Consider the following 16560-nt stretch of genomic DNA (forward strand, 5'->3'; position numbering starts at 1 on the left):
AGTTCTCTACTGATTAGTAAGTGTTCCGCCTTACTAAGCATAGTGTAATCGCTCCTTTTTACATAGGAAAGACACTATGTCAGTACAAGGTTAACACTATTTGTTTTCCTTTACAATATGAGGAACGGCACCGTAAAGACTATGGATAAGGCCTGCAAAGCATAACATCGCTTATTTCAGATTAGTAACAATAGAAAACAAAAGAGTTATAGTTTAAAAATTTCCAAGCAGCTCCCCAAGCTCCCTTTCTGATATTACTCTTATCCCGTTCCTTTTTAACAAGGCTGAAGCAACGCCGTCCCCGGAGACTTTTTGCCCCGAAAACCTTCCGTTATATATCCCGGAACTTCCGCATGAGGGGCTGAACTCTTTTAACACTGCCGCACTCACCTGCAGCTCTTCTGCTTTCTTTAAGGCTGCATAGGCGCCGTTTATGTATAACTCCGTTACATCCCGGCCTGATTTTTCTATGACCCGCGCCCTGCCGTCCAGGACATCGCCCCCATCGCCCCCAATGATTTCAGCAGGTTCACGCGGTGTCGAGAACCCACCAAGCAATTCAGGGCAGATGGATACAGCCTTCTTTTGATCAATCAATTGAAGGATTTTATCATGCAGGCAATGGGTTCCATTGTATCTTACTTCCAGCCCTGCCAGGCACGAACTGACTAATAACAATACTGCCACCTCCATAATGCCGGGCATTTATTTTTAAAAAAGTAAGAATGAAGGATCAAAGCTGCAATGGCTTCCATTCTATCCACCTCAATAATATTACGGACAGGTCTTATAAAAGTTCCTATTATTCTGCCGGGTTAATAAGTCCATAGCATACCAGGCTCTCATACCGGTCTTCCTTCCGCACATGATCCACGAGGATTCCTTCTTCCCTCATGCCAAGCTTCTCCATGACCCGTCCTGAAGCCGGGTTGGATTGGAAATAGCGGGCGAATACTTTATGATATTTCTTTTCTTCAAAAGCAAACTTTATGACTGCCTCTGCCGCCTCGGTGGCATAGCCTTTCCCCCAATATTCCTCACCTATCCAATAGGCAAGCTCGCCATGGCAGAAACTTTGATTGTTTGATAATGCAATCGCGCCGTACAGCTCACCGGTTTGCCGGCCGGTCACCGCCAGTTCATATGATTTATCGCTGTTGAAGTTTTCTAGTTGATGCTCCATCCAGGACAGGGCATCATTCAGTGAATATGGGTAGGGCAGGTACAGGGTGCTTTTATAAAGATTATAATTGTTGCAGAGTCTTGAGACAGTTTCTGCATCGGATACTTGAAACAGTCTCAGCTGCAGCCGGTCAGTGGATATGGTTTTATTGATATGGTCATATAACATCTAAAGACTCCCCCCAATAAAAAATATTATTATTGTAAATATTAATATACACTGATATAGGCCAGCAGGCTATCGGAAAAATACTATAAACGGGGCTTGATGTACGTTGATGCATTGGGTTCCGCTTGGGGGAATAATATGGGGCTGCCGGGAAAGGCAAACAGGCATTATGATTTAGATTGGATTAAAATTTTAGCAATGCTTATTGTATTTTTGTACCATTGTTCAATGTTTTTTAATTCATTTGAATGGCATGTAAAGAATAACGAAATCAACAGAACTTATATAGAGCTGTTTTCATTATCCGCTGGCAATTGGATTATGCCTGTCTTTTTTGCCATCTCAGGAATCAGTACCTATTATGCATTGAAAAAACGCACATCCGGAGCATTCTTAAAAGAGAGGGCTGCCCGGCTTGGCATCCCATTGCTCCTGGGCATCTTTATCCTCTCTCCTCCACAAGTATATATAGAGCGGGTAACCAATAAGCAGTTTGAGGGTCCTTTCTTTCAGTTCTTCCCCCATTATTTCGATGGACTGTATCTGGAAATGGGCGGGACGGGGAATTTTGCATTTTTCGGCCATCATCTATGGTATCTGTTGATGCTCCTGATTTTTTCTGCCTTAACATTGCCTTTCTTTCTAAATGAGAGGCAGAGACAGCGTATTCAAAATGGACCTTTTGCTATTTCCCACTACTTATTTTTGCCCCTGCCTTTAGCAGGAGCAGCTCTATGGACGAATGATATCTTGAATTTGGCAAGCTGGGGGATTTTGTTTTACTTGATTTTATACACCTATGGCTATTATTTTTTTGCACGAAAGTCTTTCCGGAGTTTTGCGCGGAATAGCGGCAAGCTTACAGGTGCACTCAGTGGAGCCAGCTTAGCAGCCTATGTTTTGTGGGTTTTTCTTACAGGCTTTCCCGAGCATGGGAATGCGGCCTTTTATATTTTTACTGTCATTCGCGTCCTGTTAGTTTGGAATGTCCTGCTGTTCATCTTCTTTCTTGGTGATAAGCATCTGAATTTCAACAATCGTGCACTATCTTATGCCAATGAAGCATCAATGCCTTTTTATGTCCTGCATCAGCCAATCATTATCTTATTGGGTTTCTGGATCGCTGATTTAGGCTGGAATGTTCCGTTTAAATATGTTTTTCTTACATCCGTGTCTTTTGCAGTTATCATGGCTTTTCATCATACAATCATACGCAATTTTAACGTGTTGAGAGTCATATTTGGTCTGCGTAAACGCAAAAAGCCGGAAACGCTTCAAGAACCGAATGCAGACATCGTCATATAAGAAAAAGGGGACACCTTACGCCGCAGACAGTCACGCATGATATCAGCCGATTGGGCCTCAGGTGCTCCTTCTGGTATTTTACTTACTTGGAAGCGAGATTCTGCCTTTCCGCGGCTTCCGGCGGTTTTTCCATCCAGCCATTCTCCATCATGATGTCTGAGGCCTCTGTGACGAAATCCGAGATTTTCATAAGCGATCTTGAATATAAGAGTGCGATATCATGCCTGCCATTCACAGCCAGCGAATTGCCGAACGACCTGATTTTCATGGAGAACATATCCATCTTGTGGAACAGCATGAGTTTATCCGAGAAAGGTGCGAAGGTAGAGTCTGTTACCAGGTCATCCAGAAAGGAAGGGGAAGGCAAATTTTCGTCATGGAGCTTTTTCATATACCGCTCCAGATTGGTGTGTGTCATGCTTGTTCCCTTTTGGAACAGCTGCCGGATATTCTCACTTTTGGCTGTTTGGGCAAAGGCCATGATAAATGCTTTGCTTGTCATATTATTTTCGATGTTGTCGTATAAATGGGCGATCTCCAGAGCATGCAGCGGCCTGACGCGCCCAAGGAAGCCGTTTAAGAAATCCTTTTGGGCATAATCAACCTTTTCGGGTACTGGAATAAAGGGCGGCTTGATGATCAAGCCTTTTTGCATGGAAATGTCTTTGATCTGGTCAAGCAGATCCATTGTTGCTCTAGTACAATATCGAAAGAATTCTACAATATCCTGCCGGAATACAATGGGGTAGCCTACACTGTATATGCTCACCCCGGCTTTGGCTGCATATTTCAAATAATGGACGTAATAGTCGTCATGAAATAGGCGGGGAGCTTCTAAATTGACATCATTTTCATTAAAGCCGTCAGGAATAGGGAATTTTGCTTCTTTCATAATATCTGTTGTGGTTTGCATGAACTCGCCGCATAATTTCGCGGCGTTTTCCAATAAAGCTTTAATATCATGATCATCCACATGGCGCAAATAGTAAGCCAGGATGCATTTGGACATGCTGTTTCCCATATAGGTGGCCCAGAGCTTCCCCATCTCTGCAGAAGTTAGAGGCTCTTTCGGACTCGTCTTATTCGTTCCTGCTTTAATCGGTTTGATCGTATTCATGATCAATCTCCTTCATCAGCTTTATATTGTGTTAGTATCCTCCTCCCGCCGGAAACGTATTCTCTGTATAGGCATAGAAAAAGCCTGCTCCGAAAAATCCAAGAGCAGGCTCGTATGATTATATCTACATTTCTAAATCAGTGAAGGCATATGGCAATAGTTCCTTCAAAGGCAATTCCAATATATCTTTTTTCTCATTGGTTAAGTAGACCGGCATATCCGGTGAACAGAATTCTGCCAGCACCTGCCTGCAGATGCTGCAAGGCGGAAGAAAGTCAGCCGTATTTCCGGAAACTGCGATTGCCTGGAAGTCCCCTTTTTTATAGCCATTTGCAACAGCAGTAAAGATGGCTGTCCTTTCGGCGCAATTCGTCGCCCCCAGGGAAACATTTTCTACATTCACTCCGTTGATAACGGTTCCATCTTTCAGCAGCAAAGCCGCTCCTACAGGAAAATTGGAATAAGGTGCGTAGGCCGATTGTTTAACGCTCCGCGCACTTTCCATTAATTTCTCTTTATCCACAACAATCCATCCCTTTCACATAAGATGAACTTTTCACAGTCCCCTGATGCCAATGTTTTAGTTGGCAGGACTTCTTATATTATATATCAGGGAAAAGTTTGTCAATACCGAATATTGATGAAAAAAGCTATTTTTTTGAAGCCACTCTCTTTTTTCAAGGAAAAGGACTAAAGACCAAAATAATGATTCCCACAAATTTTCATCCACAATCCAGGTTTCCTGCAGCTTACGCTTACTAAAGGAGTTTCTACGGCCACATAGTATGGAGCTGATCGTTAAACATGAATATATCCCTGTTATCCATGGGATAGTAACGATAGAAAATATAACGCTGGAAGGGAACCACGATGAACACATTTGAAAAAAACACACTAAGAATTCTGCTGGTATTTGGGTTGGTTTCTTTTATTAATCTAATAAGAAAGCCCCCGGTCAAGGACTGGATGCTGATCTTTTTATTCAAAGGGTATCTTTCTTCCATCCTTGATAAGCTGCTTGTCCGAAAAGGCTTTATCTCCTATCCCGTGAAGCTCTTTAAGTCGTTTGACATCAGCTTTATTTTTGACTATCTGCTCTATCCTGTTGCTTGTGTATACTTCAACCAGGCCACAAAATCGTCGAGCTTTTTAGGCACTCTTGGTAAGCTGCTCTGGTTTAGTATCCCAATGTCACTAGCTGAGCATTTCTTTGTAACAAGGACAAACTTGATTAAGTTTAATAAAGGCTGGAATTCCTTTATAAGCTTTTTTTCACTGTCTCTCACCTTTTTAATTTCCAGAGCTTTTATTGCGATCATCCGGAAAGCACCTAATACACCAGTTCCTGATAAAGATTAGGAACTGGTGTCTATCTCCACATTCCTTGCACCCAGGGTATGCTTTCAGGAGTGGATATCGTTTCTGGAAATCGCCTTATTAAACATTGATAGAATATTGTTGACCAACCGGTCATAGTCCCATTTCGATTTTCCCCACTGAAGCGAGTTCAGCCCCATCTCCTGCCTCTTTTGCTGATTTTCCAGAAGAAAACGAAGGTGAAGAGACAAAGCTGCACTGTCATTGGCTGGAAAAACAATGCCATTCACCTGGTCCTGAACCATTTCCGGCAGCCCGGTCGCATTGCTTACAATAACAGGAAGCCCTGCCAGCTGGGCTTCCATAACAGAATGGGGCTGAGTATCCTGCAGTCCTGGAAGGACAAAAATATCGGCACTTTTCAGATATGGAACGACATTATTTGTATTCCCAAAAAATTTCACTAAGCGGGCAATGCCGAGGTTTGAGCATTGCTGTTCCAAAGCAGACCTCTCCTCTCCGTCGCCCAGAATCCAGCATTCCCAGTCCTGCCTTTCCTTATGGAGGAGTCTAAGTGCCGGTATAAGGATATGCAGGCCCTTTAAGGAGACAAGACGTCCGGTGAACAATATAATTTTTTTCCCGCGGGTGTCCAGTTTTGCAGCATCCTCCAGCTCATGGATGAATTTCCCCGTATTCATTCCGTATGGGAATAAAACCACTTTTCCTGCAGGAACCTTAGAACCTTCGATGATTTTATCCCTCATCCAACTTGACTGAGAATGAATCAGATCACAGTAGTGATAGCCCAGCCCTTCCAAGAAATGAAAGAATGTATACATCTCATTCTGCCGGATCTCTTCATCAGATGCAGCAGGAAATTGATCTTTCAGATGATAGAAGACCTCACCTGATAAATAGCCGTGTGCACTCATGACCATCGGCACATCCGAAGGCTTGTTTCTGCCTATAGCGCCTGCCGCGATTGCATCCTGGGCATAGATGATATCATAATCGCCCAGCCCATAATGCTGGGCAGCGGCATTTAGAGAATAGCGATAAACTTCGGTATGAAAGGTGAAACTATTTTTGTCATAATCCGGATAAGCCTTCAGAATTTCATCAGCGGAAGAGTTCGTTTGATTTGTAAGAGATTCAGGTCTTCCATGAATTCGAAAATTATAGGTGTCCTGGCTTAAGCTGAGAATAGAAACGTCATGTCCCATTTCCTTTAATCGATCCACAAGCCTTGAGGCATAAGTCCATATGCCTCCAATCGATGGCTGAGGATAGTAGGATACAAACAATATTTTCATGAATGATGCCTTCTTAAAATTCCCATTGAGTTCACCTTTATTGCCTCCTGTTCGACATTATCGGCATTTTTAGCTCCTGTTGGTTCTTCTTCCTTTAACCAGTTCAGCCCGTCTTCAGGACTGTTTATCCTTAGACTTCATCCTATCCCCCGCGATGCCTTTCATGACTTTTTTTAGTTTAGGTACATTTTTCATGTTACATTTCCGTGGAATATAGGAAGAATCCCCTTTTCATCAGAGTTAGAATCCTGCAATTATTAGCGTATGCCTGTGAAGGTGTATGGTTCCGGGCATAACAGCAATTTCTGCACATTCGTATAAAAGAAACAGAAAAAATAGGTTAACACTCTCTAGTTATCACCCAATCGTTCATGCAAACGATACATAGAATATATTAGAAAGGCGGTGAATCATGAAATGGGAATCTATTTAGATGGAAGAACAAGCCAGAACGCGAGCTTTGCCAACTCCCAATCCATCCCTATTCTTGTAGGAACTGAGTCACTCTTTGGGGATATAGGGCTTCAAGTGGGACAAGAACCACCTGGAATCGTCAGGGTTAACTTCAACGGTACAGTGGCAGTTCAATTACCCTTATTGCCACTAATAACTTCGGTTATCATTGAGGTTGTGCGTGGAACAGTAGAAACCGGATTGACCACTGTATATACTGCAAGACAACAGCTCAACTTAGAAATTTTGGGTCCACAGCTGATCAACTTTAATGGTGCGGACTTTAATCCCCCTGCGCCAGCCAATGGCCAGCTGGTGTATCGGGCTTATATTAGAGCGACGATATTAGGAACAGTGAGAGTAGGACCGGAGAGCTTCAGCGCCATAGCTACTGCAGGATAAATCAATAAAAACCACACTAGAAGTAATTTAGTGTGGTTTCTACATAAAGCCTTCAACTGTGCAGGCAGCTATCCGATCTAGGGTTTAAGGTTAATAAGCATGCATAAGAATGACAAAAGAATGAGATAAAGTTAGAGTCACAGTATATCCAATACAGTCCCTGCTGCTCTACCTCCCAGGTTACGATGAGCGGACATACAATTCTATCGTCAAATCTCACAACCGATCCGCACATTGGGGAAAAGATCAATGGTACATAGGAGGGATGGACTGCAGATTCTCATTTTTCTTTGAGATATGCAATTCTCTCTGGGGGCTGATGGAAGCGAAAAATATTTCCTCTAATTGGGAAATGCCCACCCTGGATAATTCCTGCTCAAACCATGCCTGGTCCAAACCAAACTGTTCCAGTACCTTCGGATATAACTTTCCTTCCATGACCAGCGGAAAAGCGATTTTGCCCGGATTTCCAGATAGATGTATATCCCTCTTTGTAACAGGCTGTTCAGATGATGTCAGCTGGACACTTAACATGCCATTCCCCTCCAATACACCCAATTCCACATATCGGACATCGAAGACCTGCTTATCCCTGAGCATCTGCAGGATATTATCTATGCTGTAATGGTTTCTTTTTAGATTGGCACTAAGGAATTTGCCTTTATGTATGACAATGACCGGCTCAAAGGTAATGAGTTTTCCGAACTTCCGCTTTGAGATTTTCAGTTTGCCAATCAGCCGCTGGAGCAGGCCGATGGCGATGATGGCAAAGCCTGTTTCCAGATGCCGGATTGAAGGATCGGCTATGTCAGCTCCGGCAACAGCCCCCAGTGTGATGATGACCAGGTAATCGAAGACAGGAAGTTCGCCAATCGAACGCCTTCCCATAAAGAGAGTGATGAATAGCAATAAAGGCAGGATGGTAATGATTCTTCCGGAAATAATAAGGCTGTTGTGCAGGAACTCTTCCATAGTCTTTCCTCCTGAAAGATGATGTCCTTATTGTCCGGAGAAAGACTAGAATTATACGGAAAAAATGAGCCGCCTGAGTGCAGGCGGCTCATTTTCATGTTATAAACCAAACAGCCCCGGCAGCACCATGCTGACCTGCGGGATATAAGTGACAAGCAGCAGTACAACAATGATGGCAGCGTAGAATGGAAGCAATGGCTTCACAAGCTGCTCGATCTTCACCTTGCCGACGCTGGATCCGACGAACAGGGCGCTTCCGACCGGAGGTGTGATGCTTCCGATGCAGAGATTGAGGCACATCATGATGCCGAAATGTACCGGGTCCATCCCGATGCTTGTGGCAATCGGCAGGAAGATCGGGGTAAATATCAGGACCGCCGGTGTGATATCCATGAACGTCCCAATGACCAGCAGGATGACGTTCATCAGCAGCAGGATCAGGATTGGATTATCGGTCAGGCTGAGAATCCCGCTGCTGATGGCCTCCGGAATGCCTGTAAACGCCATGATAAGGGAAAGGATGGTCGATGCGGCGATCAGAAGCATGATGATGGCTGTCATCTCCACCGTTTCCATCAGCATCTTCGGTATATCTTTTACTTTAAAAGTCCGATAGAACATCGATAGAATAAGCGAATACGCAACCGCAATGGCAGCGCCTTCTGTTGCCGTGAACACCCCGGCAATGATTCCGCCGATGACAATGAACACGAGCAGCAGGCTCGGTATGGCATCCAGGAATACCTTCAGCACCTGGCTGAACGTAATCTTTGGTGCAATCGGATAATTCTTTTTCTTCGCAATCACATACGCTACCGCCATGGTCGCAAGGCCCCAAAGGATGCCGGGAATATAGCCGGCAATAAAGAGCGCGGCAATTGAAGTCCCGCCGCTGACAAGGGAATAGACGATCAGCAGGCCGCTTGGCGGGATCAGCAGCCCTGTCGGTGCCGAAGCGATATTGACAGCCGCCGAATACGCCGGGTTATAGCCTTCCTTTTTTTGAAGTGGCGACATGACGCCGCCAATCGCTGCGGCAGCCGCAACAGAGGAACCGGAAATTGAGCCGAACAGCATATTCCCGACAACATTCGTATGAGCAAGCGACCCGGGCATCCTCCCGGAAAGGACCTTCGCAAAATTGATCAGGCGGATGGCGATCCCTCCATTATTCATAATGACACCCGAGAGGATGAAGAACGGGATGGCGAGCAGGGAAAAGCTGTCCAAACCTGCCACCATCTTTTGCGCTGCTGTGAAAACGGCGATATCAAAAGGAAACAGAACCAGCATGGTGACAAGAGAGGCACCGGCGATGCTGATGGCAATGGGCACGCCCAAAAATAAGAGAAGAAAGAACACAAACAGCAATAGGAGTCCTGCCGTGATGGTCATCCCAGCCCCTCCTTTCTATCCTTATCAATATGTATGGGCTCTGGAGTCTCCACTTCTTCTGAATATAAGTCTGCTTTTCTGTTTGCGGAGATTTCCCTGATGGAGATCATAGAATAAGCAGCAATCAGGACGCCGCTCACCGGCAGGGACAGATAAATATAGGCCATCGGGAGGCCGAGTGCGGCAGAATACTGCTCCATGGAAATCCCAACTGTTTTAGACCCGCCGACGATCATGACAAAAACAGCAAAGGCCAGGACAATCAGCTCAATCAGGATAGCTGCGGCCAGCCTCTTCCTGTTTTCCAGCTTTTCTATAATAAACTCAATGGCGATATGCTTCTTGTTTCCGAAGGCATAGGCTCCGCCGAGCATGGAAACCCATATCAGCGAATACCGGAGAAACTCCTCTGAAATTGTACTTGGTGAATCCAAGGCATATCTTGTGAACACTTGCCAGATTGCCATCAGGACCATCACACCCAGGAGGGTGCAGGCCACAAAGCCAATGCTCAGATCGATCCATTTTTTCATAGTCTGCATGATTGCTCTCCCCTTTTAATTGCCTTCAGCCATATCCCGGATTTCTTTATAGTATTTTCCGGTCGATTTCTTTTCTGCAAACTCCTTATGCAGCGGCTGGACTGCTTCCATGAAAGGCTCTTTATCCGGTCTGCTGAATGTGACATTCATATCCTTAGCGTCTTTTATCGCTTTTTCTGTTGCTTTCCGCCAAACCTCTTTATGGTAAAAAGATGACTCTTCAGCTGCTTCTGCTATGGCCTTCTTCTGTTCGGCAGTCATTTGCTTCCATTTGCTTTCATTGAAAATCAGGATATCCGGGATGATGGTATGCTCGCTGTAGCTGTACTGCTTTGCTACCTCTCCGTGATTATTATCCGTCAATGCTGTTTCATTATTTTCCGAGCCATCGATGACTCCCTGCTGCATAGCAGTATAGACTTCACCGAAGGACATCGGCGTCGGCGACCCGCCCATCAGCTCAAGCATCTTCAGGTTTGTCGGGCTTGGCTGTACCCGTATTTTCAGCCCCTTCAGATCATCCGGATGCATAATCGGCTTGTTTTTTGTGTAAAAATTCCTTGTGCCTGACTCATAGAACGTCAGGCCTCTCAGACCGATATCAGTCGTAGTCTGGTAAACCTCTTTTGTAGTGCTGCTGTTCATCGCTTTATAGAAATGGTCTTTATCGTCGAATAGATAAGGGAGGCTGAACAAAGAATAGACTTCTGAAAAATTTTCAAGTGAGCCGGCGCTCACCTTGGCAAAGTCAATCGCACCCGTCTGCGTCAGCTCAAGTGCCTCGCGCTCCCCGCCAAGCTGTCCGCTCGGGTAAATTTTGACCTTCATACTGCCATCTGTCTTTTCTTCTACCAATCTTGCAAACTCTACCAGCGAAGTATGTATCGGATGTGTAGTGCCCTGATTATGGGCAAGCCTTAATGTGACGGTCCCTTCCTCCCCGGCAGCCTGAGCTGTACATCCAGCCAGAACACCTGCCAAGAGCAGAAGGATAATGCCAAACACCTTAAAATTCTTCATAAATCCCCCTCCAGCTATGTATGCAATGTTGTATTATTTCCTGAAGGTATTCCCTAAAATATGACTATTGAAACAGAAGGGATTATGAAAGCACATAAAAAAATACCGGAGCAATGCCCGGCATTTGATAGTACTATTCAATGGAGAGCTCTTCTGGCAAAGTCGGTAAAGCGGAATTTGTCCGGACGGTGCCTGGACTCTGTGAACTGAAAAAGGCTGGCATCGTTCAGGTAGACATGGCTTCTGATGACCACTACATTCTGGAAGCCCTCGAGGTCCAGAAGGGATCGGTCTTCATCGGTTGGTTCCTCCACGACAATTTCCTTTTTGGCAAAGCTGATGTTCAGGTTCAAATCTTTTTCAAGATACTCATAGATTGAGTTTGTACAGATTTCCCGGGTTAGATGGGGAACATGCTTCCCGGCCAGATAGTCGCGGTCGAGAATAATCCTTTCTCCTCCCATCTTCCTTGTTCTCAGTACGTCCCAGACCAGATCGCCTTCCTCCAGCTGCAATTCTTTTTGAATGAACCCGCCGGCTTTCCCGAGATTCAAGCCGTTCAGGATGGTTTCGGGGGCTTCGCTCATCTTGCCTGCCAGCTCCTTGAAGCTGACCAGCCCGGACACAGGGAAGTCGAATTTGGAAGTGTTGAGGACCATGGATCCTTTTCCCCTGATTTTTTGAATATAGCCATTTTGAGCTAGGAGATTCAAAGCTTTTCGAATGGTTTCCCTTGAAGCATGATATTCTTTTACCATTTCATTCTCAGATGGCAGAAAGGTTTCCGGTTTAATGCTTCCGTTCCTGATTTGCTCTGTGAGGCTTTGGCAGATATCGAGATACTTCTTTCTCATTGGACAAATCTCCATTCTTCATTTTATCGGGCAAAGAAAAAGGAAGGGAGAAAACCCATCCCCCTTCCTGTATGCAGTTAGACAGCTGCACTCTGTTTCTTTTGCTTTTTAAAAGTAAAATTCTTTACCCCTGTTTTAGCGAAGATCGTTGTCAGAACGAATGGAACAACGATCGCGATGATCATGCAGATCGCAAATGTGCCAATATACTGCGCCTGGATGGATAAGATGCCCGGCAGTCCGCCAACACCGATCGAGTTGGCCATGACGCCGCTTGCTACTGAGACAACCGCGGCAATCATTGAGCCGATCATGGCCGCCAGGAATGGGAATCCGTATTTCAGGTTGATCCCGAACATGGCAGGCTCTGTTACACCAAGGTAGCAGGAAATGGCCGCAGGGATGGAAACCTGCTTTTCTTCTTCATCTTTGCGGTTGATGAAGATCATGGCCAATACGGCAGAGCCTTGAGCAATATTTGAAATAGCGATCATTGGCCATAGATTCGTTCCGCCCAGCTCACTCATCAGCTGAAGGTCAATGGCATTTGTCATATGATGCAGGCCGGTAATGACCAGCGGTGCGTACACAAAGCCAAACACTGCTGCAAACAGCCAACCGAATGAAGAAGTCAGGCTTGAATAAACAACATCTGATATTGCTGAACCAATCTGCCAGCCGATAGGGCCGAGCACTGTATGCGCTATCAATACAGTCGGCACCAATGCAAGGAAAGGCACGACAATCATTGAGATAGAGTTCGGAACCACTTTGCGCAATCTTGTTTCCAAAAAGCCTAACGTCAGACCAGCCAGAATCGCAGGGATGACCTGTGCCTGATAGCCGATCATATCAATCTGGGCAAACCCGAAGTCCCATTGCGGGATATCTCCTGCCCCTGCCCCGGCAACGCCATAGGCATTCAGCAGCTGAGGAGATACTAATGTAATACCAAGGACGATTCCAAGGATCTGGGATGCTCCCATCTTCTTGGCGACAGACCAGGTGATCCCGACAGGAAGGAAGTGGAATATCGCTTCGCCGATCAGCCAAAGGAAAGCATGGACGCCAGCCCAGAACTGGGATATCTCAACAATGGTCTTGGTGCCATCTTCTACGAGCTTAATGTCACCGATTACATTTCGGAAGCCGAGAATCAAACCGCCGACAACAAGGGCAGGAATCAGTGGTGTAAATATCTCTGCCATATGCCCCATCATCCGCTGAAGCAAATTCTGGTTTTGCTTGGCCGCTGTTTTGGCTTCCTCTTTTGAAGTGCCTTCTACACCGGCAATCTTCGTAAATTCATTATAAAAGCTGGAAACTTCATTGCCGATTACTACCTGGAATTGGCCTGCTTGTGTGAAGGTTCCTTTTACAAGCTTAATGTTTTCAATTTTTTCGATATCAGCCTTGGATGGATCATTCAGGACAAAGCGCATGCGTGTCACACAATGTGTCACCGCTGCAATATTGTCCCGGCCGCCGATATGCTCCAGCAGCTCATTTGCAGGGCCTGTATATTTTGTCATAGGTATTCCCCCATATTTTATAATCAGCATGAATATATAACAGCGCTTTCATTAACTTGTATATACAAATACTGAGCTCTTTTAAAATTTAACTTATATATACAAGTTTGTCAACACAATCTTTTTTGCCGGGATAATGGGGACTGTTTCTTTACTGGAACCCTCTGGTTCTCTTTTTTTGAATTAGAGGGCTTTAGTTCGTTCTGCTGGCACCCTCTGTTTCTCTTTTTTTGTATCAGAGGGCCTTAGTTCCTTCATCTGGCACCCTCTATTTCTCTTTTTTTAAATCAGAGGACCTTCGTGTCTTCATCTGGCACCCTCTGTTTCTCTTTTTTTGAATTAGAGGGCTTTAGTTCCTTCATCTAGCACCCATCTTTTCAGCCAGATAGCCCGAGCTTGGCAAGAGTGCCCCAACTTTTCTTGGGTGCTTCAAATATTGCTGCAGAAATACATGCCCCTTCATTTCGCTTCACTCCATCTGTCGAATTTATACCTTTAGCATAAATTCAAAACCTGAAGAATTTATTAGGGAATTTATTAAGAATTATTAAGATGGCTTATATAGTTGCAAGCTGGAAACTTAAAAAAGCCGCCTTATAGGCAGCTCAGACTTTAACCTTTATAAGAATAAGCCGGACTTCCTTTTATGTCCGTTTTTACCCTGAACAGCCCGCCTGACAATGGGTAATCTTTCTGCTGCTCTTCGTTCAGCCCATCTCTTGCAGTGGTGATGTACAAGTCCTTTAAGTCCTCGCCCCCAAATGTACAGCAGGTCACATTCTTGGCAGGGACCTTTATTTCTGACAGCTGCTTGCCTGTATGAGGATTCCATCTCGACACCTTGCCGCCGCCATAGTGGGCAATCCACAGCATTCCCTCTCCATCAATCGTCATCCCGTCCGGTGCACCGTCTCCTTCCGGAAAGCTGATGATTTCAGTGCGGTTTTCAATCGCTCCGGTTTCAATGTCAAAATCAAAGCGGCTGATCTTTTTTGTTGGTGTATCAATAAAATACATGAACCTGTTATCCGGTGACCACGCGAGGCCATTCGAAATGCCAAGCTGATCTAACTTTTTCTCAACTTGCTGATCGGTATCCAGACAGTACAGCGCCCCTTCAGCCCCTGCACCCTGCTTGTCCATCGTACCTGCCCAGAACCGGCCGGCAGGATCGCACTTGCCGTCATTGAAACGATTAGAGGGAATATCGCTCTCTAGTTCCTTTAGTAAAGTGAGCTTCTCTGTATCGAGGTTAAGAAGATAAAGGCCATCCTCCAGCGCCACCACCGCTTCCTCCGCGTTTTTTGGCACAATCGTCCCTATATTCTGATCCAGCTGAATCTCCCGGTTTTCTCCTGAAGCCGGGCTGAAGATGTTCACCTTTTTCTCCTTGATATCCACCCAGTATAATACCTGCTTCTCTGCGTCCCAGCATGGGCCCTCGCCAAGCGTGGCCTTTGCATCCAGGACTAATTCTGCTTCTCCCATTCTTAACCCCCTCATCAATTGTATAGAATTTACTTTATTATAGACTTTCCCGGGACGGAGCGGATGGAAACTACGAATGAATTTATTAACCTTAACCTTAGTCTATTGATCAGCTTATAGAAACGCCAGCTTCTGTTAGCAGAAGCTGGCTGGAAAGCTCATTATTTAGGAATAGTGCTAATCAAGCATTTCTAAGAGTTGCTCTATTTGTTCTTAAGCTGAGGAATTTTCTTTTCAACGACATCCCAAATGATCAGGTAGTTTCTTGAAAAATACCCATGAATCACCATATCTCTCATCCCAGCCATTTTACGCCATTCAATATGGGATTTGATTCTTTAAGTTTATCCGGGATATTCTTTGCTGCTTCTCCAATCACCAATATATTTTTTATTACTGCGTCTATGACCAAATCATTTCCCAAAAATTCGTCATAGGTCAACCCTTTTGTATATGTCAACACTCTTGTGGAGGCAGTTAAAATATCTTCAAGAAAAACTTTAGGTTCCCTATGCATACTTAGCATCCTCTAAAATGACTGGTTTCAAAGCAGGCTTGATATCATTTATAATGACTAAATCGACTGGCTTTTGAAAAGTATCTTCAAGAAAAAACTTCAAATCCATATAATTGTCAAAGGATAAGTGAGAATTGCTGAATTCTACAATTAAATCGATATCACTGGACTCTTTCTCCTCGCCCCTGCTATATGAACCGAAAAGGCCAATTCGCTGTACACCGTACATTTCCTTCCACTTGTCCAGATTTTCAGACAGAACAGCTAAAATCTCCACTTGTGATACCATCATTTCACCGCCATTTTCGATATTCGTCATTTCCATTATAGCATCACTAACTTTATTTATTCTTCAGACATAAGAAAAAGCCTTGCACAAAACAAGACTTTTCCCTTTCACGGAACCATCAAATTTCCTTCCGCTCCACCCGCCGTATCAGCTCCTCCAGCCAGTAAATCGTATGTTCCATCCTGGTTGAAACATAGCCTTCCATGAATTCCCTGATGTTCTGATGCGCCTCGCCGACATGCTGCTCGGCGTCTATGCTGCTGATCTGCTCCCAGCGGGCCTTGATGGCGTCGAGCTTTTTCTCCAGGATAGTGATGACCTTGCCGCGCTCCACATATTTGATATTGGCGATCGCGACGACCATCTCCCCGATTTGGGTTGATTTCTCGAATTCCTTGTAGATTTTCTTCGGCAATTCTTCGCGGCCTTTAGCTGTGATGCCGAAAACCTGCTTATCAGGGCGATGTTCCTCTTTGATGATTTCGACTGTCTCAATGAGGCCCTGCTTCGCCAATGTATCGAAGTGGTAGTACAGCTTGCTTTCCGTCAGCCCGCTCAGCTGATCGAGCGGGATCGGTTCGGAAAGCTGCTTTTTTAATTTATACGGATAATTATTATCCTCCATCAGTTTGCTTAGGATGAAAATTTGAATGGACATATTATATCCTCCTGCAAGAAGACTCTTCTTCT

General features: G+C 44.9%; 19 protein-coding genes. 3 read left to right on the forward strand and 16 right to left on the reverse strand.

The genetic code is table 11. The annotated features are described in order from the left end of the window. Positions 1-213: 213 nt before the first annotated feature. Positions 214-678 carry a 2-thiouracil desulfurase family protein gene (locus tag AC4E8B_RS23885; protein ID WP_490216042.1) on the reverse strand — a complete coding sequence of 155 codons (465 nt, stop codon included), beginning with the start codon at positions 676-678 and terminating at the stop codon, positions 214-216. Between the two features lie 124 nt (positions 679-802). Next, positions 803-1351: a GNAT family N-acetyltransferase gene (locus tag AC4E8B_RS23890; protein ID WP_490216043.1), complete on the reverse strand. Its 549-nt coding sequence runs from the start codon at positions 1349-1351 to the stop codon at positions 803-805. Between the two features lie 138 nt (positions 1352-1489). Here AC4E8B_RS23890 and AC4E8B_RS23895 point away from each other — a divergent pair, with 138 nt between their 5' ends. Continuing rightward, entirely contained in the window at positions 1490-2656 is a 1167-nt protein-coding gene (locus AC4E8B_RS23895; RefSeq protein ID WP_490219874.1) for an acyltransferase family protein, read from the forward strand. 82 nt (positions 2657-2738) lie between these two features. On the opposite strand, the gene AC4E8B_RS23900 is transcribed toward AC4E8B_RS23895, so the two are convergent. Both AC4E8B_RS23900 and AC4E8B_RS23905 read right to left on the reverse strand, forming a co-directional pair. Next, entirely contained in the window at positions 2739-3773 is a 1035-nt protein-coding gene (locus tag AC4E8B_RS23900) for a DUF3231 family protein (protein WP_490216044.1), read from the reverse strand. Positions 3774-3897: 124 nt separating this feature from the next. Further along, a complete protein-coding gene (locus AC4E8B_RS23905; protein WP_490216045.1) occupies positions 3898-4296 on the reverse strand; it encodes a cytidine deaminase in 399 nt (132 codons plus the stop codon). Positions 4297-4643: 347 nt separating this feature from the next. On the opposite strand from AC4E8B_RS23905, the gene AC4E8B_RS23910 reads away from it, so the two are divergent. Beyond that, entirely contained in the window at positions 4644-5132 is a 489-nt protein-coding gene (locus AC4E8B_RS23910; RefSeq protein WP_490216046.1) for a CBO0543 family protein, read from the forward strand. A 44-nt stretch (positions 5133-5176) separates the two neighbouring features. Here the strand turns inward: AC4E8B_RS23910 and AC4E8B_RS23915 are convergent, their stop codons facing one another. Next, positions 5177-6406 carry a glycosyltransferase family 4 protein gene (locus AC4E8B_RS23915; protein ID WP_490216047.1) on the reverse strand — a complete coding sequence of 410 codons (1230 nt, stop codon included), beginning with the start codon at positions 6404-6406 and terminating at the stop codon, positions 5177-5179. A 417-nt stretch (positions 6407-6823) separates the two neighbouring features. Between AC4E8B_RS23915 and AC4E8B_RS23920 the strand changes: the two genes are divergently transcribed. After that, positions 6824-7261, forward strand: a complete 438-nt coding sequence (locus AC4E8B_RS23920) for a hypothetical protein (RefSeq protein WP_490216048.1) — start codon at positions 6824-6826, stop codon at positions 7259-7261. A gap of 246 nt (positions 7262-7507) precedes the next feature. On the opposite strand, the gene AC4E8B_RS23925 is transcribed toward AC4E8B_RS23920, so the two are convergent. The 11 genes from AC4E8B_RS23925 to AC4E8B_RS23975 form a co-directional block, all read right to left on the reverse strand. Beyond that, entirely contained in the window at positions 7508-8233 is a 726-nt protein-coding gene (locus tag AC4E8B_RS23925) for a DUF421 domain-containing protein (RefSeq protein WP_490216049.1), read from the reverse strand. Positions 8234-8332: 99 nt separating this feature from the next. Continuing rightward, on the reverse strand, positions 8333-9628 hold the full coding sequence (locus AC4E8B_RS23930) for a TRAP transporter large permease (RefSeq protein ID WP_490216050.1): 1296 nt from the start codon (positions 9626-9628) through the stop codon (positions 8333-8335). After that, positions 9625-10170 (reverse strand): TRAP transporter small permease, encoded by a 546-nt coding sequence (locus tag AC4E8B_RS23935; protein WP_490216051.1) that lies wholly within the window; start codon positions 10168-10170, stop codon positions 9625-9627. Before AC4E8B_RS23935 ends, AC4E8B_RS23930 begins: the two co-directional genes overlap by 4 nt. 15 nt (positions 10171-10185) lie before the next feature. Continuing rightward, on the reverse strand, positions 10186-11190 hold the full coding sequence (locus tag AC4E8B_RS23940; RefSeq protein WP_490216052.1) for a TRAP transporter substrate-binding protein: 1005 nt from the start codon (positions 11188-11190) through the stop codon (positions 10186-10188). A 137-nt stretch (positions 11191-11327) separates the two neighbouring features. After that, positions 11328-12044 (reverse strand): trehalose operon repressor, encoded by a 717-nt coding sequence (treR, locus tag AC4E8B_RS23945; RefSeq protein WP_490216053.1) that lies wholly within the window; start codon positions 12042-12044, stop codon positions 11328-11330. Positions 12045-12121: 77 nt separating this feature from the next. Beyond that, positions 12122-13576, reverse strand: a complete 1455-nt coding sequence (gene treP, locus AC4E8B_RS23950) for a PTS system trehalose-specific EIIBC component (protein ID WP_490216054.1) — start codon at positions 13574-13576, stop codon at positions 12122-12124. Between the two features lie 612 nt (positions 13577-14188). After that, on the reverse strand, positions 14189-15064 hold the full coding sequence (locus AC4E8B_RS23955; protein ID WP_490216055.1) for an SMP-30/gluconolactonase/LRE family protein: 876 nt from the start codon (positions 15062-15064) through the stop codon (positions 14189-14191). Positions 15065-15267: 203 nt separating this feature from the next. Further along, positions 15268-15372: a HepT-like ribonuclease domain-containing protein gene (locus tag AC4E8B_RS23960; protein ID WP_490216056.1), complete on the reverse strand. Its 105-nt coding sequence runs from the start codon at positions 15370-15372 to the stop codon at positions 15268-15270. Continuing rightward, complete coding sequence (locus AC4E8B_RS23965; protein ID WP_490216057.1) at positions 15360-15581, reverse strand: HepT-like ribonuclease domain-containing protein; 222 nt, start codon at positions 15579-15581, stop codon at positions 15360-15362. Before AC4E8B_RS23965 ends, AC4E8B_RS23960 begins: the two co-directional genes overlap by 13 nt. Further along, positions 15574-15870: a nucleotidyltransferase family protein gene (locus tag AC4E8B_RS23970; protein WP_426874211.1), complete on the reverse strand. Its 297-nt coding sequence runs from the start codon at positions 15868-15870 to the stop codon at positions 15574-15576. Before AC4E8B_RS23970 ends, AC4E8B_RS23965 begins: the two co-directional genes overlap by 8 nt. Before the next feature lie 118 nt (positions 15871-15988). Further along, on the reverse strand, positions 15989-16528 hold the full coding sequence (locus AC4E8B_RS23975; RefSeq protein ID WP_490216058.1) for a PadR family transcriptional regulator: 540 nt from the start codon (positions 16526-16528) through the stop codon (positions 15989-15991). Positions 16529-16560: the final 32 nt, after the last annotated feature.

This window comes from Bacillus sp. SRL543 (assembly GCF_984799205.1).